The sequence below is a fragment of the Streptomyces sp. NPDC007856 genome (assembly GCF_042868225.1).
In the GTDB taxonomy this organism is placed as follows: Bacteria; Actinomycetota; Actinomycetes; order Streptomycetales; family Streptomycetaceae; genus Streptomyces.
In genome coordinates, this window is sequence record NZ_JBIAEC010000003.1 from 111,570 (window position 1) to 133,123 (window position 21,554).

The 21,554-nt window shown below is 71.4% G+C and carries 19 protein-coding genes, 2 tRNA genes and 1 pseudogene; 16 read left to right on the forward strand and 6 right to left on the reverse strand.

Annotated features, from left to right (window positions below; all coding sequences use genetic code 11):
* The first annotated feature begins 362 nt into the window (after positions 1-362).
* Positions 363-554 (forward strand): IS3 family transposase, encoded by a 192-nt coding sequence (locus tag ACFYOH_RS08560; RefSeq protein ID WP_388622518.1) that lies wholly within the window; start codon positions 363-365, stop codon positions 552-554.
* A 22-nt stretch (positions 555-576) separates the two neighbouring features.
* Positions 577-1,035, forward strand: a pseudogene (locus tag ACFYOH_RS08565) (site-specific integrase); the annotation flags it as partial.
* A gap of 231 nt (positions 1,036-1,266) precedes the next feature.
* Here the strand turns inward: ACFYOH_RS08565 and ACFYOH_RS08570 are convergent.
* Both ACFYOH_RS08570 and ACFYOH_RS08575 read right to left on the reverse strand, forming a co-directional pair.
* Complete coding sequence (locus ACFYOH_RS08570; RefSeq protein WP_388622520.1) at positions 1,267-1,932, reverse strand: GNAT family N-acetyltransferase; 666 nt, start codon at positions 1,930-1,932, stop codon at positions 1,267-1,269.
* Positions 1,913-2,689, reverse strand: coding sequence for a GntR family transcriptional regulator (locus ACFYOH_RS08575; RefSeq protein ID WP_388622522.1), 777 nt, complete (start codon positions 2,687-2,689; stop codon positions 1,913-1,915). The genes ACFYOH_RS08570 and ACFYOH_RS08575 overlap by 20 nt, the downstream gene beginning before the upstream one ends.
* A 446-nt stretch (positions 2,690-3,135) precedes the next feature.
* On the opposite strand from ACFYOH_RS08575, the gene ACFYOH_RS08580 reads away from it, so the two are divergent.
* From ACFYOH_RS08580 to ACFYOH_RS08635, 12 genes are all read left to right on the forward strand, one after another.
* Positions 3,136-3,399: a DUF6284 family protein gene (locus ACFYOH_RS08580; RefSeq protein ID WP_388622524.1), complete on the forward strand. Its 264-nt coding sequence runs from the start codon at positions 3,136-3,138 to the stop codon at positions 3,397-3,399.
* A complete protein-coding gene (locus ACFYOH_RS08585) occupies positions 3,396-4,286 on the forward strand; it encodes a DUF2637 domain-containing protein (protein WP_388622526.1) in 891 nt (296 codons plus the stop codon). Before ACFYOH_RS08580 ends, ACFYOH_RS08585 begins: the two co-directional genes overlap by 4 nt.
* Complete coding sequence (locus ACFYOH_RS08590; protein ID WP_388622528.1) at positions 4,286-4,633, forward strand: RRQRL motif-containing zinc-binding protein; 348 nt, start codon at positions 4,286-4,288, stop codon at positions 4,631-4,633. The genes ACFYOH_RS08585 and ACFYOH_RS08590 overlap by 1 nt, the downstream gene beginning before the upstream one ends.
* Positions 4,634-4,635: 2 nt before the next feature.
* Positions 4,636-4,953 carry a hypothetical protein gene (locus tag ACFYOH_RS08595; protein WP_388622529.1) on the forward strand — a complete coding sequence of 106 codons (318 nt, stop codon included), beginning with the start codon at positions 4,636-4,638 and terminating at the stop codon, positions 4,951-4,953.
* 98 nt (positions 4,954-5,051) lie between these two features.
* Positions 5,052-7,178: an ATP-binding protein gene (locus ACFYOH_RS08600; RefSeq protein WP_388622531.1), complete on the forward strand. Its 2,127-nt coding sequence runs from the start codon at positions 5,052-5,054 to the stop codon at positions 7,176-7,178.
* Positions 7,179-7,382: 204 nt separating this feature from the next.
* The gene (locus ACFYOH_RS08605) at positions 7,383-7,850 is read left to right on the forward strand and encodes a hypothetical protein (RefSeq protein WP_388622533.1); all 468 of its coding nucleotides are present in this window, start codon (positions 7,383-7,385) and stop codon (positions 7,848-7,850) included.
* A 17-nt stretch (positions 7,851-7,867) separates the two neighbouring features.
* Positions 7,868-8,143, forward strand: a complete 276-nt coding sequence (locus tag ACFYOH_RS08610; RefSeq protein ID WP_388622535.1) for a hypothetical protein — start codon at positions 7,868-7,870, stop codon at positions 8,141-8,143.
* Positions 8,144-8,232: 89 nt separating this feature from the next.
* A complete protein-coding gene (locus ACFYOH_RS08615; protein ID WP_388622537.1) occupies positions 8,233-9,135 on the forward strand; it encodes a bifunctional DNA primase/polymerase in 903 nt (300 codons plus the stop codon).
* The gene (locus ACFYOH_RS08620) at positions 9,132-9,560 is read left to right on the forward strand and encodes a hypothetical protein (RefSeq protein WP_388622539.1); all 429 of its coding nucleotides are present in this window, start codon (positions 9,132-9,134) and stop codon (positions 9,558-9,560) included. Before ACFYOH_RS08615 ends, ACFYOH_RS08620 begins: the two co-directional genes overlap by 4 nt.
* The gene (locus ACFYOH_RS08625; protein ID WP_388622540.1) at positions 9,557-10,702 is read left to right on the forward strand and encodes a DUF3631 domain-containing protein; all 1,146 of its coding nucleotides are present in this window, start codon (positions 9,557-9,559) and stop codon (positions 10,700-10,702) included. The genes ACFYOH_RS08620 and ACFYOH_RS08625 overlap by 4 nt, the downstream gene beginning before the upstream one ends.
* Positions 10,703-10,885: 183 nt before the next feature.
* Entirely contained in the window at positions 10,886-11,083 is a 198-nt protein-coding gene (locus ACFYOH_RS08630) for a helix-turn-helix domain-containing protein (protein WP_361988000.1), read from the forward strand.
* The gene (locus tag ACFYOH_RS08635; RefSeq protein WP_388622542.1) at positions 11,083-12,366 is read left to right on the forward strand and encodes a tyrosine-type recombinase/integrase; all 1,284 of its coding nucleotides are present in this window, start codon (positions 11,083-11,085) and stop codon (positions 12,364-12,366) included. Before ACFYOH_RS08630 ends, ACFYOH_RS08635 begins: the two co-directional genes overlap by 1 nt.
* 78 nt (positions 12,367-12,444) lie before the next feature.
* Here the strand turns inward: ACFYOH_RS08635 and ACFYOH_RS08640 are convergent.
* A tRNA-Arg gene (locus ACFYOH_RS08640) sits at positions 12,445-12,517 on the reverse strand.
* A 203-nt stretch (positions 12,518-12,720) separates the two neighbouring features.
* A tRNA-Ser gene (locus ACFYOH_RS08645) sits at positions 12,721-12,811 on the reverse strand.
* 172 nt (positions 12,812-12,983) lie between these two features.
* Between ACFYOH_RS08645 and ACFYOH_RS08650 the strand changes: the two genes are divergently transcribed.
* Both ACFYOH_RS08650 and ACFYOH_RS08655 read left to right on the forward strand, forming a co-directional pair.
* Entirely contained in the window at positions 12,984-13,445 is a 462-nt protein-coding gene (locus ACFYOH_RS08650; RefSeq protein WP_388622544.1) for an SSI family serine proteinase inhibitor, read from the forward strand.
* A 636-nt stretch (positions 13,446-14,081) separates the two neighbouring features.
* Positions 14,082-18,635, forward strand: coding sequence for a PAS domain-containing protein (locus ACFYOH_RS08655; protein ID WP_388622546.1), 4,554 nt, complete (start codon positions 14,082-14,084; stop codon positions 18,633-18,635).
* Between the two features lie 75 nt (positions 18,636-18,710).
* Here ACFYOH_RS08655 and ACFYOH_RS08660 read toward each other — a convergent pair whose 3' ends face one another.
* Together ACFYOH_RS08660 and ACFYOH_RS08665 are read right to left on the reverse strand one after the other, a co-directional pair.
* On the reverse strand, positions 18,711-20,366 hold the full coding sequence (locus ACFYOH_RS08660) for a long-chain fatty acid--CoA ligase (protein ID WP_388622548.1): 1,656 nt from the start codon (positions 20,364-20,366) through the stop codon (positions 18,711-18,713).
* A 145-nt stretch (positions 20,367-20,511) separates the two neighbouring features.
* Positions 20,512-21,105, reverse strand: a complete 594-nt coding sequence (locus ACFYOH_RS08665; RefSeq protein WP_388622549.1) for a SigE family RNA polymerase sigma factor — start codon at positions 21,103-21,105, stop codon at positions 20,512-20,514.
* Between the last annotated feature and the right edge of the window lie 449 nt (positions 21,106-21,554).

The following is a 21,554-nucleotide window of genomic DNA, read 5'->3' on the forward strand; positions in this document are numbered from 1 at the left end:
CGGCGGGTGCGCCGACCGATCAGGCGCGTATGTCTCGCTGTACCCCACCGGGCTCAGCCACGCCGCTGACGCCGTCGACCAGAGCAAGCCGCGAGAGCCGGTACGGGACCACGGCGCCGGAGCCTCAGCTTGGGAAGCTGCGATCATTTGGGGCCGATGTGGGCGCTGACCTGATCTCAGTCGCAGAATTCGCATGTAGTCTCGCAGACACTGAGCTCGGGCTTCCGTGACAGGAAAGATATAAACCCGACCTAAAGCGCCAGTTACCAGACATGCGGCGTTATTGACTCATCGTCACCTATATAATCTTCGGGTATTGATGCTGGTACTGCTGGCGGCGCCGGGGGTCTGCCCTGGTTCTGATGGAGTCGGGTCGCTGGAGAATTGACCGTTCCAGAAGCCCTGGTAGGCCGCCATACCCCGCAACTGTCCACCGGAGTTCCACCGCCCTCTTCGAGTACCTGAAGATCTTCCATAACCGGCAGCGCAGACACTCCGCCCTGGGCATGCGTAGCCCGGTGGAATACGAACTGTGCGCAGCACCTGTGCCGTGAAATCAGCTATCCCGACTCCACGGAGGCCGGGCGCTTCCTCGCCGATTCACTCGCCCGGGAAGATCCGCTCTTCGCGGCCTGGGTCCTGGTCCTCTGCCTGGGGCTGCGGCGCGGTGAGGTGCTCGGCCTCACCTGGAAGTCGATCGACTTCGAGACCGGTGAGCTGTACGTGGATCACCAGATCCAGCGCGCGGGGCGGCAGATTCTCCACCGGGAGACCAAGACTGCGGCATGCCCAGCAGACCGGGGACCGGAAGGCGGCCGGTGAGCTGTGGCAGGACACGCGCGGACTGATCTTCACCACGAAGTACGGCACCCCGATCGAGCCGGGCGACCTCACCCGCATGTTCGCCCTGCGGGCCCGGCGCGCCGGCCTCCGGGTGATCCCGCTCCGGACGATGGAGGCCTACGCCGAAGCCAGCGAAGAGGAATTGCGCGCCCGCTCGGGAAGCTGTCCGACGCCATGGGCGGCACCAGCTGATGCCGTTGCCGTACGCCCCTGAAACGCAAGAGGCCCCGGATCGCTCCGGGGCCTCTCATCTGTGCGCACTCGGCAGGATTCGAACCTGCAACCTTCTGATCCGTAGGCGCGTTGCCCCCGGATGCGTTGGACTCCGATCAGCCATTCTGCGCCGTCAGCCCAGGGCGGTGGACCGGAACGGGTCCGCCGCTGTGTGCTGGTGTACGTGACTGTTGATGTCAGGCGTTGATGTCAGGGTGTCGAACCGTTTCCGCTGGTCAAGTCGTCGTTGGCTGCTGCCTCCGTCCTCTGGTGCGGAACTTCGGAGAGCGTCGTCAAGTCCCCGTGGCACCCCTCGCGGGATCCCACAGGCAAGAGGTCATGCGGCAGAGCCACCTCACCGGCCCGACGTTGAGCGAGCCAGCCGGAGCGCCTGTGGGACGGTGCCTCGGTGCGTACGTGCTGGAACCCCAACCGTTCGTAATAGGCGTGCAGCCCGGTGTTCGTGCGCCACGTGTCGATGCGCACCCAGGTTCGCCCTTCCAAGGCGGCGAGCCGGGACATCCAGTCGATGACCCGTGTTCCGAGCTGCCGGCCGGACGCTTCTCGGGCAACGATCAGCTTGTAGAGGTACAGCGCTGTTTCGGGGTGGTCGGCATCCGTCCAAAAGTCACGGTCGACAGGACCACGGCTGACAGTGGCAAGCACCTGATCACGCTCGCCAACGACGACCCATGCGCGCCCTTCATCTATGCTCGCGCGCCACTTCGAAATAGCGCGCTCGCCGGTCTCCGGGTCGCTCCACTGGTCGGTTCCCTTGGTACGCAGCCACCCTTCGGCCTCCGCGCGTAGGGCCAAGAGGGCGGGTACGTCCTCCGCCGCTGCAGGGCGGAGGTACTCAGTCCGTGCTGACTTCATAGAGGATCTTGTGCCTGTCTCCTGGAAGGATGGTGACCATGCAGCGGAGGGGGCGATCGTCCGCGTCGTAGCCCGTACGGGTGTGCTCTGCGACTGGAGTGGCTGTGGGAAGACCGAGTTGCTCCGCCTCCTGGTGAGTCGGCATGCGAACTGAGATCTCGTCCACGTACTTGGCCTGCACGAGTCCCACGGAGGCGAGAATGCCGCCAGGCGCGGAGACGTCACGGGGCTCCATGAGGGGTGTGCCGACCACGAGTTCCTGAGGGAAGTACGAGTCGGCGAGTGCATAGGGCCGGTTGTCTATGAACCGGACACGCTTGCGCGCCACTGCCAATCCGTCTTCGGGAAGCCCAAGACGCTCTCGAACGTGGGGCGGGGGCACAACGATCGACACTGTGATCTCTTGACGGGGGGCGTTCCCGTTCTCCGCGATCGCGCTCGCCCACTGGTCGCCGGCAGTCCGCCCTTCGACCGCGTTTGCGTGGCGAGTCCGACTCTCCAGAGTCGTCCAGTTCCACACGACAGGCGGGTAGTCCTCGCGGACGTATTTCCCCTGCCCCTGTCCCGCGACGACCAAGCCCTCTTCGATCAGCACCCGTACGCCAGCGCGGATGGTCTCGCGGCTGTAGCCGTAGTGACTCATCATCTTGGATTCGCTGGGCAGGGCCTCACCTGGCGCCAACCTGCCGGACTGGATCTGTTCCCGCAGCTCATAGGCGATTTCCTGCGCCTTCGTCATTCCGCGTCGTGCTGCCACCGAATCCCCTCTCCTCCGACTCCTCCGTACAAGTTAGACCAGGGGGCTTGACTCTCCAAGCACGACTCGTGCAATCTCTTGCCAAGGCACTCCTCCAGACAAGCCGGACGGGGTGTCACGTACGGTTCTGCCGTACATGCGCGCCCGGAGGAAAGCCCCAGCTCAGTCGGGGTGAGTACGAAGGAAGCGCAGGTTCCTTGACAACTGAATGGGGATCACGCCGCCTCTCCTCGGCCAAGTAGGCGGCCACACGGGGTCCCCCGTGTGAGGTACAGCGCGACTCAATCTCCGCAGCGCTCGCTGCGGCCGGTTGCCTCCGCCGCTCGTCTCGTACGAGCGGCGCAGAGGGGAGCCGGAGATCCCGACTTCAACGGCGCGCGGCCCCGGTGCTGGAACACCGGGGCCGCTGTTCGGGCCGTTGCCACCTGCTAGGGAGAACACGACCCATGGACCACATCGTGACTGTTCAGGACGCTGTTACCGCGTTCGAGCCGTGGATGGAGCCCACGGACGCGGAGCTGGACGCCATCGACGCGGAGATGCCCGTCATCCGCGCAGAGATGGAGTTGCTGGACGCGCAGATCGCCGTCATCGACCGCACGCCGTGCGAGCTGGACGAGCGGCGCATCCGCCGGGCCCGCCGGCGCGTGCTCGCCGCGCACCGCGAGTACGTCAACGGCCTGTCCGGTCAGACGGGCGGTGCCGCATGAACCTGCACCGCAAGGGCCGCGCCGCCCTCGTGCTCGCGCTGGTCGTTGTCGTCGCGATGGCCTTCCGGGTGTCCTGGAACGCGCTGCGCGACATCGCGGGCGCCATCGGGGCCGACGCCACGGCCGCGACGCTGTACCCGTTCGTCGTCGACGGCCTCATGGCCCTGGCCCTGATCGCGACGCTCGTGCTCGCCGGACGGGACCGCACGTTCGCGCTGCGCGTCCTGGCCGCCTACACGATCGCCTCGCTCGTGCTGAACTACGTGCACGGCCTGGTCCCGGAGCTCCACGGCCGCTCAGTCGACTGGGGTCGACTGGCCGACTGGGACCCGGCGAACTGGGCCCTCGTACTGCTCGCCACCTCGCTGCCCGTCGGGTCGATCTACTTCGGCTCCGACCTCGTAGCGAAGGTGCTGCACCACCGCCCCACCTCGGTCACGGCCCCGACCGCGAATGCGGAGGAATCGACCAATATCGAGAGGAATCGGTCTAGTTCTGACCTCGCGGTATCGACCCCGGCGCCGATCACGCCGAACGTGAGGCCGTTGCCCCGACCGGTGGCTGTCGGCTTCCTGAAGTCGACTCTTCCGGCCAAGCCGGTCAAGGCCATCGGGCAGTCGCCGGTGCCGCCGATCGAGCGGCTAGTGGTGGCCGCCGAGTCGACCCGCCCGCGTCGAGCCACGGGCCGTGTGCCCGAGGTCGCTCGCACCCCACGCCCGAAGCGGACCCCGGATGAGCTGCTGGATGAGGCGCGGAAGGCGACGGCCGATTGGCCGGACACCAAGCTGACCGCCGAGGGCATCCGCCGTGAGGTCCGCACCTCGCCCGCCAACGCCCGCACCCTGCGCGACACCCTGCGCGCCGAACGCGGCCTCCAGGCCGTGTGATGGCCGCCCTGTCCGTCTACCGGTGGCGGCTCGCCCCGGACGGCTACGCCACCTACCGCCAACTCAGGGCGCGCGGTCTGCGCCCCGGCGGGCAGCCGGTGGCCGCCCAGCTCGAACGTCCCCGCCGTCGGCGCGGACCGCTCGTCGCCTACCTCTACCGCGTCGACCTCGCCAAGCCCGTGCGGCCGATGACCCCGGCCAGATGGGCGGCACTGGCCAAGGCCAACGCCGCTCGCCGTACCTGCCCCGCCTGCCGCCGTGACGTCGGCTACGTCATCCCGCCGTCGCTCGGCATGTGCACCCCCTGCGCCTTCCCCGAACCCTCCCAGAGCTTGAGGAGTGCCTGACCATGGGCAAGCCCGACACCCGCCGCCTGGACAAGGCGATCCAGCAGACCACTCGCAAGCTGGAGGCCGTCCAGAACCGCGAGATGTGGCCGCTGAACGGCCGCGAGCGCCGCGCCGTGCTGGCCGCGATCGGAACCGGCGCCTACAGCCTGCACCGAGGCAACGGCACCGACCGCGCGGACCGGAAGCTGGACACCGCATGGAACAGCGCCGAGACCCGGCTCACCGCCGAGATCACGGCCCTGCAGATCGAGCGGCAGCGCATCGTGACCGAGGCCGCCAAGGCCAACGCGGCGAAGAAGTCCTCCCGGTGGTGGTGACCACAACCGCCGGGCCCACCACGGGCCCGGCCCCCGCGCAACGCCCCCTCTCCACCCCAGCTTCGCCCCGATGCGGGGCAGTCAGGAGTCTGCCTGCCATGAGCGGCAACGTCGTTCGCCTGCACAAGGACACCGAACCGCCCACCGAGGCGGCCTCCGTGACCACGCTGACCGTGGTACCCGATCCGCCGGCTGCGCCCCCGGTCCCGCTGTGGGTCCGCTCCGGCCGCGCCATCAAGACGGCCGTCACGCACGAGAACACGCGGACGGCCGCCCGTGGGGTGGCCCGCCACTCGCTCTACGTCGCCGGCGGGGCCCGGATCCTGGCCCGTCGTGCGTGGGACGGCCGGACCGCCGCCCGTTACGAGCGCATGATCCGCGCGGCGGAAGCCGCGGGGAACCACGAGGCCGCTGCCGAGTGGGAAGAGCGCGGGCAGCGCTACCGGGAAGCCCGCCACCGCCGCCGCATGGACCTGCTGCACTCCCCGCTGGACGCCGCCAAGGGTGCGGCCGTGAGCGCCGGTATGGGCGTCGGCGGACTGGTCCTGCTCGGCATCGCAATGGCCATCGCCACCAAGGACCCGACCGAGGTCGTCACTCCGCTGATGGCGGTCATCAAGTTCATCAACCTGATGATCACGATCGTCCGGGTGGTGTGGGGCCCGGCCATCACGATCGGCCCGTTCCTCGCCTTGCTGGCGCTGTGGTCGGTCGGCGCTCACCAGCAGGCCGCACCTCAGTGGGCACTTCCGGACCGGGTCCGCTCCGGCGAGGGCGAGCCGATCACCCCGTCCATCGTGGTCAAGGCCCTGCGCGACCTGGGCATCCCCGCTCTGCGCAAGGCCATTCAGGAGATGGGCGACGCCGGTGCGTCCATGCTGTCGCCGATCGTGATCGCCGGATGCGGGGTCGAGGTCGACGTGACCTTGCCGTCGGGCGTGTCGACCAACGAGGTGCAGGGTAAGCGGCGCAAGCTCGCCGAGAACCTGTCCCGACACGAGCACGAGGTGTTCATCACCATCCCCGCCGCTGCCCGGACGGTGCGGCTGTGGGTGGCGGACTCTGGCGCGCTGGACGAGCCGATCGGGCCGTCGCCGCTGACCACGGACGAGACGCTGACCGCCGACTACGCCAAGGGAAAGGCCCCGTGGGGTCAGGACCTGCGCGGTGACGCTGCAGCGCTGAGTCTGTATCAGCGGCACCTGCTGGTCACGGGTCTGTCAAACCAGGGCAAGACGGCCGCGCTGCGGGCGCTCGCCCTGTGGCTGTCGCTTGACCGATCGGTGCAGTTCTGGCTTGCCGACCTCAAGGGCGCCGGCGACTGGCGGTACTTCGACGGCATCGCCTCCGTCCTCATCCAGGGGCCGACCGATGACCACGTCATCCAGGCCACCGAGATGGCCGAGGACGCGGTCACCGAGATGAACCGGCGCCTGGAGCTGCGGCAAAAGGACCCGACCGCGAAGTTCCCGCCGCTCATCGTCCTGGTGGACGAAGCACAGGTGGCGTTCATGTGCCCGGCCAAGGACGAGGACGGCCGCCCCTACGGCGGCAGCAAGGCCACGTCCCGCTACTTCATGGCCGTCCGCAAGATCCACAACCAGGGGCGCGCGGTCGATGTGCTGATGTGGCAGGGCACCCAGGACCCCACCGACCAGAACCTTCCCAAGCTCGTGCGCGAGGGTGCCCACACCCGTGCCGCGCTCGCCCTGGGCACCGAGTCCCAGGCAGAGATGGCGCTGGGCGCCAAGGCCGTCAAGGGCGGGGCCGCCCCACACCTGCTCCGGCAGGGCCTGGACAAGGGCACCCTGGTTGTCGCCTCCGACGGCATCGCCATCCCCGCCGGCCAGGCATCCATCACCGTCCGCACGCACTTCATCGATGACGACGCGGCCGAAGCCATCGCGGAGCGGGCCAAGGCCCTGCGCGACGGCGTCACCACCCTGCACGCCGTCGAGCGGGACGAGAATCACGACCCGCTCGCCGACATCGCCGCCGTCATCGGTGACGCACCTCGGCTGCGGACACAGGACGTGATCAAGCGGCTGTCCGCGCTGAACCCGACTGCGTACGGTGACTGGTCGCCCGTCGACCTCACCCGCGTCCTGGAAGCCGCCGACGCCGAGCCGTACAAGTCCGACGGCCGCATGGTTGTCGGCCGTGACCGCGTCGCCCGCGCCCTCGCTAACCGCGACGGCGAGGGTTCCGCTTCCGACGCCGGATGACAGGGAGCCGACCCCGCCCGGGTCAGGGAGGCAGGGAGAACTCCCTGCCCCCCTCCCTGACCCGCCTCCCTGGCCCTGACCAGCACGAATGATCCATCAGGGAGTCAGGGAGGCCCGCAGCTCACAGGCCCGAAAACCCCCTCCACACGACACCCCCAAGGGGGTGCCGTCCCCTCCCTCACCCAGCACTGGAAGGGATTCCGCATGTACCCCGATGCCAGTCACAACGCGCCCGCCGTACGGGCCCCGGAAGTCCACCACCCGACGCCGATACAGCCGCCCGTCGTCGTCCAGGCGGCCCCGGCCGTGCCCGTGCAGCCGGGCGCCGTCCCCGCCGTGGCAAGCGTCGTCCTCCCCGACGGCCGTGTCGTGACGGGCTACGCCATCAGCCCCGTACAGCCCGAACCGGTCGTCGCCAAACCGGCCGTGTCCCGCGCGGCCGTGAACGTCGCCCTCGGAGGCGTCGGGTTCCTCGCCGTGTGCGGCGGATTGCTGATGCTCACCACCTTCATCACCGCGCTCACCGCGCTCATCACCCAGCTCATCACCCTCGCCGCCGTCCTGTTCGGCGGATTCATCGCCGTCCAGGTGCTCACCACCAAGAACCACAAGGGCGGGACCACGGTGAACATCCGCCGGGCGGTCTTCAAACGCAACCACTTCCACGGCTGACCGAGGAGACAACCACCGTGATCCGACTCCGCTTCCAGGTTGTCGGCTACCCCCGCCGGGCGCTGGCCCTGACCGACACACCCCGCCCGGACTGCCCAGAGTGCGAAGGCATCGGCGGCATCGAGACCTACTACGGCGACTACGACACCGGCGAGTACGCCGGCAGCGACTGGGACCCCTGCGACTGCTGGACCGAGTGGCGCATCGTCCTGTTCCCGCTCCCGCGCCTGCCCCGCCAGCTGCGCCGCCGCGTCGACTACCGCGACCCATGGAGCGACGAACCGCCCTTCTAGCTACGCCAAGGGCGGCCCCCGCATCTCGCCAAAGAACCGGGACCGCCCTTGTCAGCCAGCATCCATCCACGGAACTGGAGACATCCAGCATGACTCATCACGACCGCGCCGCGCTGCTCCGCGCGGCGCTGGAGGCCGCCGAACGCGGCTGGCACGTCTTCCCCCTCCGCCCCGGAGGAAAGCCCCCGGCGCTGCACGGGGAGAAGTCCTGCACCCGCACCGGCGTGTGTGCGGGCGGGCACGTGAAGTGGGAGCAGCGGGCCACCACCGAGCCCGACCGCATCCGCGCCGCCTGGACGCGGGCGCCGTTCAACGTCGGGATCGCCACCGGCCCCTCCAGGCTGCTGGTGGTCGACCTGGACACCCCAGAGCACAAGGGCAGTTCGGACGCGCCTGACGGCGCGACGACTTTTCGAGCGCTCTGCGAGCGCGCCGGGCACGCCGTCCCCGACACCTATCGGACCCGGACCCCGAGCGGTGGCACCCACCTGTACTTCACCGCCCCACCCGGCCTGAAGTTGGGCAACACGGCGGGCACCGTGGCCGATTCGGTCGACACCCGCGCGTGGGGCGGGTACGTCGTCGCCGCCGGCAGCACCACCCCCGCCGGACGATACGAAGCGCTGTGCGCCTCCGTGGCGGCACCCCTGCCATCGTGGCTGCAAGCCATCCTGCAACCCGCCCCCGCGCGCCCTGTGGGCCCGCTGAGGCTGCCTGCGGTGGACGGCAGCCGCGCCGCCCTTGCCGCACTGGAAGCTGAGTGCGCGGTCGTGGCCACCGCCCCGGAAGGAGAGCGCAACACCACGCTGAACCGGTGCGCGTTCAAGGTGGGGCGTTTCGTCGCGTGGGGCGACCTCCCCCGGCACGTGGCGGAGGGGGCCTTCCAAGGGATCGGCGAGGCGGCCGGACTCACCGCCGCCGAGTGCCGCACCACCATCCGCAGCGCCCTGGACAGCTCCATCCGCAAAGCCCGACCCAGGGACGCCGCATGACCGCCCCCGCCGCCCTCCCCTTGGAAGGCCAACCCCCAGCACCCACAGACCCGCAGGCCGCTCCACAGGCTGTGGACACGGCGGCCGTAGGCGAGCCGAAAAGCGCCGCCCGCAAGGGCGTCGTAACTGCTCTTCGTTCTGAGCGGTTCCGGAACGACGAGGCACGCTACGGCACGGACGACCCGACGCCCGAGCGGCCCGGCATCCGCATCTACGCCCCGCCGGTCTACCGCCACCACTGGGACGGCGCCCGCTGGTCTAAGCGCCACGGCGACACCCCCACCGCCGCCTACGCCTGCCCTTGCGGGCAGACCCGCACCGCCACGGGCCCCCGCAACGTGGCAGCGCTGGTCTCCGAGTACGACGCGCACAAGTCCGGCTGCACTCAGGCCACGACGCCCCAGGAAAGGAGGGCCGCCGCGTGACTGACCCCATCGACGGCGCCGCGTTGCTCGACGAGGTGGAAGCCTTCCACCGCCGCTTCAACGTCTTCCCCACCGACGCCGCATACGTCGCGGTCGCGCTGTGGGACGCACACGCCCACCTGCTCGAATGCTTCGACTCCACCCCCCGCATCGCCTTCCTGTCCCCCGAACCGGGATCGGGCAAGACACGCGCGCTGGAGATCGTGGAAACCCTCGTGCCGCAGCCCATGACCGCCGTCAACGCCTCCGCCGCCGCCCTGTTCCGATCCGTCTCCGCAGGCAACGGCAAGCCAACGATCCTGTTCGACGAGATCGACACGGTCTTCGGCCCCAAGGCAGGGGACAACGAGGAACTGCGCGGGTTCCTCAACGCCGGGCACCGCCGCACCGGAGTCACCTACCGGTGCATCGGCGACGGCGGACAGCAGACGGTGCAGGCGTTCCCCTCGTACTGCGCCGTCGCGGTCGCCGGCCTCGGCTCGCTGCCCGACACGATCCTGAGCCGCTCCGTCATCATCCGCATGCGCCGCCGCGCGCGGAACGAAAAGGTGGAGCCCTTCCGGGCCCGCGTCCACGAGGCGGAAGGCCACAAGCTCCGTGACCGGCTCGCCGCGTGGGCGGAGCAGGCACGGGGGTTCGTCATGGGGGCCTGGCCGGACATGCCGGACGGGGTGACCGACCGACCGGCGGACGTATGGGAACCCCTGCTCGCCGTCGCCGACGCCGCCGGCGGCCACTGGCCCGACCGGGCCCGCGCCGCCTGCCTGACGCTGGTGACCGCGTCCAAGGCCAACGACAAGGGCAGCCTCGGTGTCCGGCTGCTGACCGATCTGCGCGACCACGTCATGGTCGGCATCGACCGCCTGCCGACCATCGCGATCCTGGACCGGCTCAACGCCCTCGACGACGCCCCGTGGGCCGACCTCAACGGCAAGCCGCTCGACAACCGGCGCCTGTCCCGGATGCTCGCCGAGTACATGACGGCCGACAACGAGCCCATCGCCTCCCGCAACATCAAGACCGCCGGAAGCGTCCTCAAGGGCTACTACGCCGCCGATCTACGGGACGCGTGGGCCCGCTACTGCCCCCCACCCCCGGAAAGTCCGCTACCTCCGCTACCCGGCACCGAAAACGCTGCCTGACCAGCAAAAACGAGGTAGCGGCAAGCGCCACCGCGAACCGCTACCTCGCCGCTACCCATCCGCTACCGCTACCCCTTCCCGCTACCGCGAACAGGCCTCTGACCTGCGCGGTAGCGGAGGTAGCGGAAGTAGCGGACTTTCCAGAGGGGGCCGAGGACGCCCCCGCATCCCAGGAGGTTCGTCGTGCGCACCGCCATGCCCGCAGCACCCGAAGCTCTCACCGTCCCCGAGGTGATGACCGCTCTGCGGCTGAGCCGCAGCAAGGTCTACGACCTCATCCGCTCCAAGCAGCTCCACAGCTACACGTCCGGCCGGGCCCGCCGCGTCCCGGTCGACGCAGTTCGCCAGTACATGCATGACCGGATGGAGGAAGCCGCGTAATGGCCAAGCGTCGCGCCAACGGCGAAGGAACGATCACAAAGCGTGCAGACGGCCGTTATCAGGCTGCCGCCTACGTCTACCGCCCGGACGGGACCCGGACCCGAAAGTTCGTCTACGGCAAGACCCGCGCGGAAGTGGCGGAGAAACTGACGGAGTTGCAGGAGAAGACCCGTCAGGGCATTCCCGCCGCTGCGTCCACCATGGCGTTCGGCGACTACCTCACCTACTGGCTCGCCACCATCGCGCCACAACGGCTCAAGCCGTCAACTCTGAACAGTTACGAGGGCCTGACCCGCCTGTACATCCGCCCCGCACTCGGCAAGAAGCGGCTGAACCGGTTGTCGCCGGCAGACGTGCGCCGGTTCCTCTCGGAGTTCAAGGACTCCTGCCTGTGCTGCCTGCGGGGCGCGGACGCGGATCGCCCGGAGGGCAAGCGCTCATGCTGCGCCGTGGGCCGTTGCTGCCAGCGTCGACCGTCCGCCCGGACCGTCCAGTACATCCATGCCGTCCTGCGGTCCTCGCTGCAGCAGGCGATCCGAGAGGAACTGATCGCTCGGAACGTCGCGCGGATCGTGGAAACCCCCACCGTCTCCCGCAAGGAGGTGCGTCCGCTGGACGCCTCAGAGGCTCGCCTCATGCTCAAGACCGCCCGCTCCCACCGCCTCTACGCCCTGTGGCTGCTGCTCGTGTCCACAGGCCTGCGCCGAGGTGAGGCACTTGCCCTCACTTGGGCGGACGTCGACCTTACGAACGGACAGCTCCGCGTCCGCCGGAACGTACAGCGCATCCGGCGGGAGCTGATCTTCGGCAGCCCCAAGACCATGCGTTCCATGCGTACGGTGGCCATCCCGAAGCACTGCATGCGGGCACTCGCACAGCACCGTGCCCAGCAGGAACGGGAGCGCAAGGTTGCAGGGAAAAAGTGGCAGCCCGCACCGGGGCAGCCGGACGGGCTGATCTTCACCACGGTTACCGGCCGCGTCACGGATCCTCGCAGCCTGAACCGGATGCTCACCATCCTGTGCCGGGACGCCGGCGTACGACGGGTGCGGGTGCACGACCTCCGACACACGTGCGCGTCGCTTCTGCTCGCGCAGGGCGTGGACGCTCGCACGATCATGGAAACGCTCGGGCACAGCACGATCACGATGACGCTGGACACCTACGCGCACGTCATGGGCACGACGCTCAAAGCCGCCGCCGACCGTATGGACGACGCCCTGCGGCTGGACGAGGCGGAGGGAAAGTCCGACGGCGAGCAGGAACCGCACACCGAGGAGTGATCGACACTCGCTCGCGTTGATGTCGGGGGTTGATGTCAAAGGCCCTTCAGGATGATCCTGAAGGGCCTTTGACCTGTGCGCACTCGGCAGGATTCGAACCTGCAACCTTCTGATCCGTAGTCAGATGCTCTATCCGTTAAGCTACGAGTGCTTGTTCTTTTGTCCTTGTCTCCGTTTCGGCCCTTTCGGCCCGTCCCGGCGACAGGAAGAACATTACATGACTGCCGTCGACATGTGAAATCCGTTTGGCGCACCCCTTGTGACCTGCGAAAACGCCCGCAGGCGGGCTGAGCGGCGACGGAGGGCGGGAACGCCGAAGCCCCGGTCCTGGGGACCGGGGCTTCGGGATCGGTGCGGAGGCGGAGGGATTTGAACCCTCGATGGGCTTTAAGGCCCAAACCGCATTAGCAGTGCGGCGCCATAGACCGGACTAGGCGACGCCTCCAGCACAACCGCTCACGCGAGCGCGCGAGTGGTGCGTGCAGATGATGACACAGCCGAGCGGCCTGTCACCAATCGCCCCCCACGGTACTAGGCACTCGGGCCGCAGGGCAAAGGGCTTCTGCCCGGCGCGGCGCGGGACGCAACGTCCGGGGGGCTGGGGCGTTGGGCAGGGCATGGCTTTTCTTCTTCATGGCTGTGGCTCGGCCGTCCTCGCCGGCGTATCCGCCCTGGTCACCCTCTCTGCCGTACCCGCCGTCGCCGCGCCCATCATGCCGCCGCCCGTGCGGCCCGAGGACCGGGTCGTTGATCACCTCACCGTCGTCGTGCGGCATGCCGGGGCCGGGCAGGACGGGACGTACGAACTGTTCTGTCATCCGGCGGCCGGGAGCCACCCGGACGCGGCGGAGGCGTGCCGGGTGCTGGACGAGCGCACACAGTGGGGGCGGGACCTCTTCGCCCCGGTGGCACCCGGCGCCCTCTGCACCATGCTCTACGGCGGACCGGCCACCGCCCGGGTGACCGGCACCTGGACAGGACGCCCCGTCGATGCCGCCTACGACCGCAGCAACGGGTGCGAGATCGGGCGGTGGGACCGGATGGTGCCACTGCTGCCGAGGCTGGGCTCGGCGGCGTAGGCCCGCGGGCCCGGCTCCCCGTGGACCCGGCGGCGATGCGGACCGGCAGCGCGTCCGGCCCGTCACCCCGGCGCCCCGCTCCTCGTGGGCCCGTCACCCCGGCGCCCCGCTCCTCGTGCGCCCGTCACCCCGGCGCCCCGCTCCTCGTGCGCCCGTCACCCCGGGGCCCGGCTCGTCGTGGGCCCGGCAGCCCGGGGCTCATACATGCGTACGCCCGCCGACCCTTCCGTGGACCCATGGGCCCGTGCGCCCGCGGACCCGCCGGCCCCTCGGCCCCCGCCGGCCCAGCGCGCCACAGACCCAGCAATCCACCGGCCCGGCAACCCGCCGCCCCAGGGATCAGTGCCTGCCCACCTACCGGCCCACCAGCCCACCGGCCCGCACAGCCGGCCTGCTCCCAGCTTCCCCAGCAGAATCACCGGTCCCGTAAAAGTCCCGCGAAGGTCTCGCGGAGCCGGAGGGCGTGGCCGGCCCGTGGTGGCCGGTTCGGTGTCACTTCCTCGTGGGACCTCCCTCTCATCCGGCGTCGCGAGCGCAACGTGTGCCCTTAGACTCCCTCGCGTGACACGTCGCGGGTCGGTTGGCAAGATGGCCCGAGCGGTCGGCAAGGTGCGGTAACAGGGAGGAAGGCGTCTCGTGAGCAGCAGGCCATCCCGAGGCGCTGCTCGCCTCGCAGCCATACTCGACGCGCTGCCGGACGCGTTGGTCCTGGTCAACGCCAACGGAACCGTCGTCAACGCCAACACCATCGCGCTCGAAGCATTCGAGGCACCCGGTACGGCGCTCGTGGGGCGTGGGCTGCTCGATCTGCTGCCCGAGTTCGACTCGCGGCTGATCCCCGGGTCCATGCGGCGGCCCGATCACATGGATCCGCGGGGACGGACCAAGCCCACGCGGATGGTCGCGCGGCGCACCGACGGGTCCGAGTTCCCCGTCGAGGTCACGAGCGCGAACCTGGAGAACGGGCAGCAGGCGTACGACGGTTACGGCTACACGGGTGACGAGCTGCTGATGATCGTCGTCCGGGACCTGTCCGGGACCGTCGACACCGAGGCGGAGCTGGCACGCTCGCAGCGGCAGACCGAGATGATCCTGCGGGCCGCCGCCGAGGGTGTCGTGGGGACCGACACCGACGGGCGGATCGTGCTCGTCAACCCGGCCGCCGCCCAGATCCTGGGATACCGGGCCGGAGAGCTCGGCGGCAAGGAGCTGCACACGCTGGTGCTGCACTCGCGCGCCGACGGCTCGCCGTTCCCGTACGAGGAGTCGCCGCTCGCCGACACCCTGCGCTCCGGGCGCAAGCACCGGGTGCGCGGGCAGGTGCTGTGGTCCAAGGGGGACCAGAAGGTCTCGGTCGATCTGACCACCGCGCCCGTGCGCGACGGGGACCAGCTCGTCGGTGCCGTGATGACCTTCACCGACCGGCGGCCCTACGAGGCCCTCGCCGAGGAGAAGGCCGCGCTGGAGAAGGCGCACGCGGAGGAGGTCGAGCGGCTCTCCGAGGAGCACGCCTCCGACCTGACCGCGCTGCGTCAGCAGCATGTGACCGAGGTCGAGGAGCTGCGGGAGAAGCACGCCGAGGAGCTCGGAGCCGGCGAGGAGCGGTACGCCGCGCTCGCCGAGCGGGAGAAGGACCGGTACGAGGCCCTCAGCGGGCGGCACGAGCAGTTGCTGACCCTGCTCGGGCAGTCGCTGCGCGGACCGCTGGAGGAGCTGCGGCGCGAGCTGGCGGCACTGGCCGCCGACGACGCCGGGCAGCTGTGGCCCGAGGCCAACCAGGTGCTGCATCACCTTTCGGCCGGATATTCGCGGATCACGACGCTCATCGACAACGTCCTCGGGTACCAGCGGCTGGACGCGGGCGCCGAGGACATCACCCGTACGAAGGTGCTGCTGGACGCCGTCGTCGCCGCCGGTGTCGACGGCGCAGTCGAACTGATCGGCCCGGGGCGGGTCCAGTTCGCCGTGCACGCGCCGCCCATCGAGGCGGAGGTCGACCCGCAGCGGCTCGCCACCGCGCTGGCCCATCTGGTGGCGGATGTCGCCGGTGTGGACGCGACCGGCAACTCGCCCGTCTCCGCGGGCGGTTATCTGGACAACACCGTCGTGGTCGCGGCCGCGCAGCGCGGTGAGGTGGCGCGGATCGAGGTGCGCGGGCCGTACGCCGGGGGAGACGCGGTGCACGAGCCGATCGTGCGCGGGATCGTGCGGGCCCACGGCGGCGTGCTGCAGACGCACGAGGTGCCGGGCATGAGCGGCAGCGCGTATGTGCTGGAGGTGCCGCTCGGCGGTGGCGCCGGCACGGTCGCCGGCGCGGGCGCGGGGCAGGTCGCCGCCGCTGCGCTTCCGGCCGCCGCGCCGGAAGCGGGCGGGCAGGTCTCCGGCGCCGGTGAGGTCGCCGTGGTCGAGGCCGGTGCCACCGAGCAGGCCGCCGGTGGCGGACGGCGGCGGGCCTGGCGGCCCTCCACCGACGCCTTCCTGGAGAGTGACGTTCCCGCTGCCGGTGAGGCCGACGCGGCCGCGCCGACCGGGCGCCGTCGCAGGCGCGCCGGCGCGCCCGCCGACGAGACCGGCCCGGTACCGGCCGAGGCCGTGGAGGCCGCGTCCGGGGGTACCGGGCGACGCCGTGGCCGGCCCGCCGAGGGCGGCGCCGATGTGAGCGAGGGCGCGGTGGTGACGGCGGCCGAGCATGCCGCGGGGGCCGCCGCCTCCGGTACGGGGCTGGGTCCGGCCGTACCGCCGCAGGGCGTGCCCGTGCCCACGGGCCGGCGCGCCCGCCAGGACTCCGGCGCCCCGCAGGCCGCCCTGCCGCCCGCGCCCGCACTGCCGGTGGCCGGCAGCGAGCCGACGCCGGGCGCGCAGGCTGTCCCGGGTGGCGAGGGTGTTCCGGCCGACGGTGGGCAGCCGACCGGGCGGCGCCGGCGTGCGCTGGCCGCCGCGGCGGAGCGTGCAGCCGCCCAGGAGGCGGGCGCACGTACGGTCTTCGCCCTGCCGCCGGCCGAGGCCGACCGCACCCCGGAGTCCGCGGACTCGGCGAACGGCGTCGGTACGGTTCCGGCGGCCGGTGTGGCCGGTGGCCTTCCGGGTGCCGGTGTGCCCATGGGGCCGGGGGGCGCTGTGCCGGTCGGTACGGGCGCCGGACAGGTTACCGGTCCCCTTCCGCTTCCCCCTCAGGCCTCCGTTCCGGCGCCGGTGCCCGCTCAGCTGCCGCCGTCCGCCGTGGCGGTACCGGGTGACGACGGCCGGCACGACGCCGTACCGCTCGACCAGACCGCGGATCACACCCCGCCGCAGCCGCATCCGACCAGCGCGCCGACCGGCCGGCGCCGCCGGGCCGCGGCCCAGCCGGCGAATCCCGCTCAGGGACAGCTCGCTCCCGCCCAGGCCGCTCCGGAGCAGCCGGTTCCCCCGCAGACGGCTCCGGCGCAGGGCGTTCCGGGTCAGGCCGCACCGGCCGTGCCGGGGCAGGTGACTCCCCCTCAGGGGGTTCCGGTCGCTCCCGGGCAGGCCGGGCCGCACCCGGCGGGGACGCCGACTCCCGGTCAGGGCACGCCCGTTCACGGCATTCCGGGGCAGGGTACGGCCGGTCAGGGCATCCCCGCCCATGCCGGTCCCGCGCTGCCTCCTACTGCGGCACCCGGCGCTCCGGCCGGTGCCTCCGCGCCCCGTCAGCAGGCGGCCGTTCCGCAGCCGCCCGTACCGCACCCCGCCGCGCCCGCGCACGACACCGCCGGCCGGCCGGCTGCGGCGGCTCCAGGGCAGGCGGTCCCGGCCCAGCAGCCCGCCGCGCCGACAACCGCGACGCCGCCCGGTGGCACCCCGGGCGCCCAGCCGCTGCCCGCGGAGGCCGCTGCCGGACCGGTGCCGGCGGCCGTTCCCGCGCCCGCTGTGCCCCAGCAGTGGCCCGGCGCCGACGGCACCTCCGGTGCGGGCACGCCCGTACCGCAGACCGGCACGCCGACCCCCGGCACCCCGCTCCCCGCGGAACGCGCCGGGGGCCAGGCGCCGCGGGTCGCGCAGCCGTTGCCCGCCGAGGGTCCGGCGGCCGACCCGAACTCGACGCAGGGGCGGGCGATCAGCGTCCGCACGCTCGGTCAGGGTGTGCCGTTCTCCCGGCAGGCCGCTCAGGTGCAGCAGCCGACGGCGACCCCGCCGCCGCACGCGCCGGGCGGTTCCGGCCGCCGACGCAAGCTGGGCACGCCTCCGGACCCGGCCAAGCGTCCGGAGCAGCAGCCGGAGCAGGCGGGCCGGCCGCATCCGGCGGCCGAACAGCCGACGACCGCGCATCCGTCCCTGGCCGGGCAGTCCCGGCTGGCTCCGGGCACCGAGGGCGCCGGACGGTCGTACGCCATAGGCGCGCCGGACGCCGACGCCGCCGAGGGCCCCGAGCCGCTGGACGGCCCCGGGGGTGCCATCGAGATCGCGGACACCCCGCGGCCGCAGCCGCTCGACGACGAGCTGCCGCCGGAGCCGCTGGACAACCCGCGCCGGCTGCTGGTGTGGCCCGCGCCGGACGCGACGACCCAGCAGGCGCTGAGCGACCGCGGCTACCGGCCGGTGATCGTGCACTCCCGTGAGGAGGTCGACGCGCAGATCGCGGCGTTCCCCGCCGCGCTGTTCGTGGACCCGCTGACGGGGCCCATCACGCGTACGGCACTGCAGTCGCTGCGGCAGGCGGCCGTCGCGGCCGAGGTGCCGGTGCTGGTCACGGCCGGGCTCGGACAGGCGACGCGCGAGGCGGCGTACGGCGCCGATCCCGCCGTACTGCTGAAGGCGCTGGCGCCGCGGGACAGCGAGCAGCATCCGCCGCGGGTGCTGCTCATCGAGGAGCACGCGGAGATCGCGCTGGCGCTGACGGCGACGCTGGAGCGGCGCGGGATGCAGGTGGCGCGGGCCGCGAGCGACCACGACGCGGTGACGCTGGCGGGGCAGTTCCGGCCGAACCTCGTGGTGATGGACCTGATGCAGGTGCAGCGCCGGCAGGCGGGGGTCACCGAGATCATCGACTGGCTGCGCGCGAACGGGCAGCTCAACCGCACTCCGCTGGTCGTCTACACCGCCGCCGTCGACCAGGCCGACCTGCCCCGGCTGGCCTCGGGCGAGACGGTCCTGTTCCTTGCCGAGCGGTCCACGAGCGCGGAGGTGCAGAGCCGGATCGTGGATCTGCTGGCGCGGATCGGCACCAACTAGCTCGCAGGTGCCCGGCGGCTGACACCGGGCACGCGCGCGGGGCAGCAGGCCTGCTGCCCCGCGCGCCGCGCGGTGTCACAGGCGGGTGACGTCCAGTTCCCCGTCCGCGTATCGCCTGCGCAGCACCTTCTTGTCGAACTTGCCGACGCTCGTCTTCGGCACCGACTCGACGATCGTCCAGCGTTCGGGCAGCTGCCACCTGGCGATGCGCCCCTCCTCGGCGAGGAAGACGCGCAGGGTCTCGAAGTCGGCGGTGGCGCCCTCCCGCAGGACGACCGTGGCCAGCGGGCGCTCGCCCCACTTCTCGTCGGGTACGGCGACCACCGCGGCCTCGGCGACGTCCGGGTGGGACATCAGCGCGTTCTCCAGCTCCACCGAGGAGATCCACTCGCCGCCGGACTTGATGACGTCCTTGGCGCGGTCGGTGAGGGTGAGGTAGCCGTCGGGGGAGATGGTGCCGACGTCACCGGTCTTCAGCCAGCCGTCCGCGCTGAACTTGTCGGCGGGGCGCAGCGGTTCGGCGTCGGGGCCGTTGTAGTAGGCGCCGCTGATCCAGGGGCCGCGCACCTCCAGCTCGCCCGCCGACTCGCCGTCCCAGGGGAGGCGTTCGCCACCGGGGCCGGTGAGCCGGGCCTCGACGCCGGCCGGGAAGCGGCCCTGGGTGAGGCGGTAGGCGAACTCCTCGTCGGTGCCGGCCGCGTGGGCCGGGGGACGGGCGACCGTGCCGAGCGGGGACGTCTCCGTCATGCCCCAGGCGTGGCAGACGCGCATGCCGAGCCGGTCGAAGGCCTCCATGAGGGAGGGCGGGCAGGCGGAGCCGCCGATGGTGACCTGGGTGAGGGAGGAGACGTCGCGGGGCCGGTTGGTCAGCTCGGCGAGCAGGCCCTGCCAGATGGTCGGCACGGCCGCGGCGTGGGTCGGCCTCTCGCCCTCGATCATCTCGGCGAGCGGCGCCGGCTGGAGGAACCGGTCCGGCATCAGCATGTTGACGCCGGTCATGAAGGTGGCGTGCGGCAGACCCCAGGCGTTGACGTGGAACTGGGGGACGACGACCAGCGAGGTGTCCCGGTCGGTCAGGCCCATCGACTGGGTCATGTTGACCTGCATGGAGTGCAGGTAGATCGAACGGTGGCTGTACACCACGCCCTTGGGGTCGCCGGTCGTGCCGGAGGTGTAGCACATGGCGGCGGCCTGGCGTTCGTCCAGCTCCGGCCAGTCGTACGTGGTGGGGCGGTCCGCGATCAGCTCCTCGTACTCGTGGATCCGGGCGTGCGCGCCCTGGAGCGGGGAGCGGTCGCCGGGGCCGGAGACGACGATGTGCTCGACCGTCGGCAGCTTGGCCAGCAGCGGGGCGAGCAGCGGGATCAGGGAGCCGTTGACGATGATCACCTTGTCGGCCGCGTGGTTGACGATCCACACCAACTGCTCGGCGGGCAGCCGCAGATTGAGCGTGTGCAGCACCGCGCCCATGGACGGGATCGCGAAGTAGGCCTCGACGTGCTCGGCGTTGTTCCACATCAGGGTGGCGACCCGGTCGTCGCCCCGGACGCCGAGTTCGTCGCGCAGGGCGTTCGCCAGCTGTACCGCGCGCACTCCGGCCTCGGCGAAACTGCGCCGCTGGGGTTCGGTTTCCCCGGTCCAGGTGATGATCTGGGACCGCCCGTGCACCAGCGTCCCGTGCGTCAGGATGCGGGTGACGGTCAGCGGTACGTCCTGCATGGTGCTCAGCACGGAGTCCTCCCGGGGCGGCACTGCCTACGCGGTGGTAGAGGTTCCGCTGATTCTGCGCACATACCGCGCGGTATGTCACTAGGCGGTGTGTCACTCTGGAGAAAATCCGGGCAGGAAACCCGGGAAAACTCGGGGAAGTCCCCGCCTAGCGGACCAGTCCCAGCTCCGGATCCTCGCGCAGCTTGGCCAGCGCGCGCGACACGGCCGACTTCACCGTGCCCACCGACACCCCGAGCACCTCGGCGGTCTGGGCCTCGCTCAGGTCCTCGTAGTACCGCAGGACGACCATCGCCCGCTGCCGCGTCGGCAGCTTGCCGATCGCCCGCCACATGGCGTCGTGCAGCGCCTGCCGCTCAGCCGGGTCGTCGTCGCCCGGCACGGGCTCCGGCTCGGGCAGCTCGTCGCAGGTGAACTCGTCCACCCTGCGCTTGCGCCACTGCGAGGTGCGGGTGTTCAGCAGCGCCCGGCGCACATAGCCGTCCAGCGCCCGCTGGTCCTCGATCCGCTCCCAGGCCACATAGGTCTTGGCGAGCGCGGTCTGCAGCAGGTCCTCGGCGTCGCTCAGATTCGCGGTGAGCGAGCGGGCGGTGCGCAGCAGGACCGGCTGACGAGCCCGCACATACGACGCGAACGTCGGATATGTCGGAGTCTCCCCGCCCGGCCGGAGCCGGGGATGCGGGAGGGTCTGCCGCCTTGGTGCGGCGGCGGCCGAGGCGCTGGTGCAGACGGGTGTGGTCATGGCTCCACGCTAGGAGTGGTCCACCCTGCGGCGGATCGCCCCCAGGTCCCGAAGCGGCGTCCCCCTCAGGTTGTAGGGGTGGGGCCGGCTCCACCTCCTGAAGGTGGAGCGCGGGTGCACCCCGTGTGCGGGTACGACCCTGACTCCGCCTCGATCGGACCTGGTTCCACCCCGATCAGGCCTGGCTCCACCTGCTGGTACGACCCTGAGGCCGCGGCGGGCCCGGCCCAATCCCGGGGCGGTTCGGCCCTGCGGGTCAGCAACTCCGAGGGTGGGGGAGCCGGTCGGCGTCTCGGGGCTGGGCGGGGAGCCGGCCGGCCTGTCGGGGCGGGGAGCCGGTCGGCCCCTCTCGGGGCGGGGAGCCGGCCGGCCCCTCTCGGGGCTGGGCGGCGGCCCGCCGCGGGACTGGGGCGGCGGCCCGTCGCGGGACTGGGGCGGCGGCCCGTCAC

Bases quoted from the DNA above. Each gene is read 5' to 3' on its own strand.
- ACFYOH_RS08615 (WP_388622537.1), top strand. From the start codon at position 8,233: ATGACTCATCACGACCGCGCCGCGCTGCTCCGCGCGGCGCTGGAGGCC.
- ACFYOH_RS08605 (WP_388622533.1), top strand. From the start codon at position 7,383: ATGTACCCCGATGCCAGTCACAACGCGCCCGCCGTACGGGCCCCGGAA.
- ACFYOH_RS08585 (WP_388622526.1), top strand. From the start codon at position 3,396: ATGAACCTGCACCGCAAGGGCCGCGCCGCCCTCGTGCTCGCGCTGGTC.
- ACFYOH_RS08620 (WP_388622539.1), top strand. From the start codon at position 9,132: ATGACCGCCCCCGCCGCCCTCCCCTTGGAAGGCCAACCCCCAGCACCC.
- ACFYOH_RS08650 (WP_388622544.1), top strand. From the start codon at position 12,984: ATGGCTTTTCTTCTTCATGGCTGTGGCTCGGCCGTCCTCGCCGGCGTA.
- ACFYOH_RS08600 (WP_388622531.1), top strand. From the start codon at position 5,052: ATGAGCGGCAACGTCGTTCGCCTGCACAAGGACACCGAACCGCCCACC.
- ACFYOH_RS08560 (WP_388622518.1), top strand. From the start codon at position 363: ATGGAGTCGGGTCGCTGGAGAATTGACCGTTCCAGAAGCCCTGGTAGG.
- ACFYOH_RS08635 (WP_388622542.1), top strand. From the start codon at position 11,083: ATGGCCAAGCGTCGCGCCAACGGCGAAGGAACGATCACAAAGCGTGCA.
- ACFYOH_RS08590 (WP_388622528.1), top strand. From the start codon at position 4,286: ATGGCCGCCCTGTCCGTCTACCGGTGGCGGCTCGCCCCGGACGGCTAC.
- ACFYOH_RS08595 (WP_388622529.1), top strand. From the start codon at position 4,636: ATGGGCAAGCCCGACACCCGCCGCCTGGACAAGGCGATCCAGCAGACC.
- ACFYOH_RS08580 (WP_388622524.1), top strand. From the start codon at position 3,136: ATGGACCACATCGTGACTGTTCAGGACGCTGTTACCGCGTTCGAGCCG.
- ACFYOH_RS08570 (WP_388622520.1), bottom strand. From the start codon at position 1,932: ATGAAGTCAGCACGGACTGAGTACCTCCGCCCTGCAGCGGCGGAGGAC.
- ACFYOH_RS08665 (WP_388622549.1), bottom strand. From the start codon at position 21,105: ATGACCACACCCGTCTGCACCAGCGCCTCGGCCGCCGCCGCACCAAGG.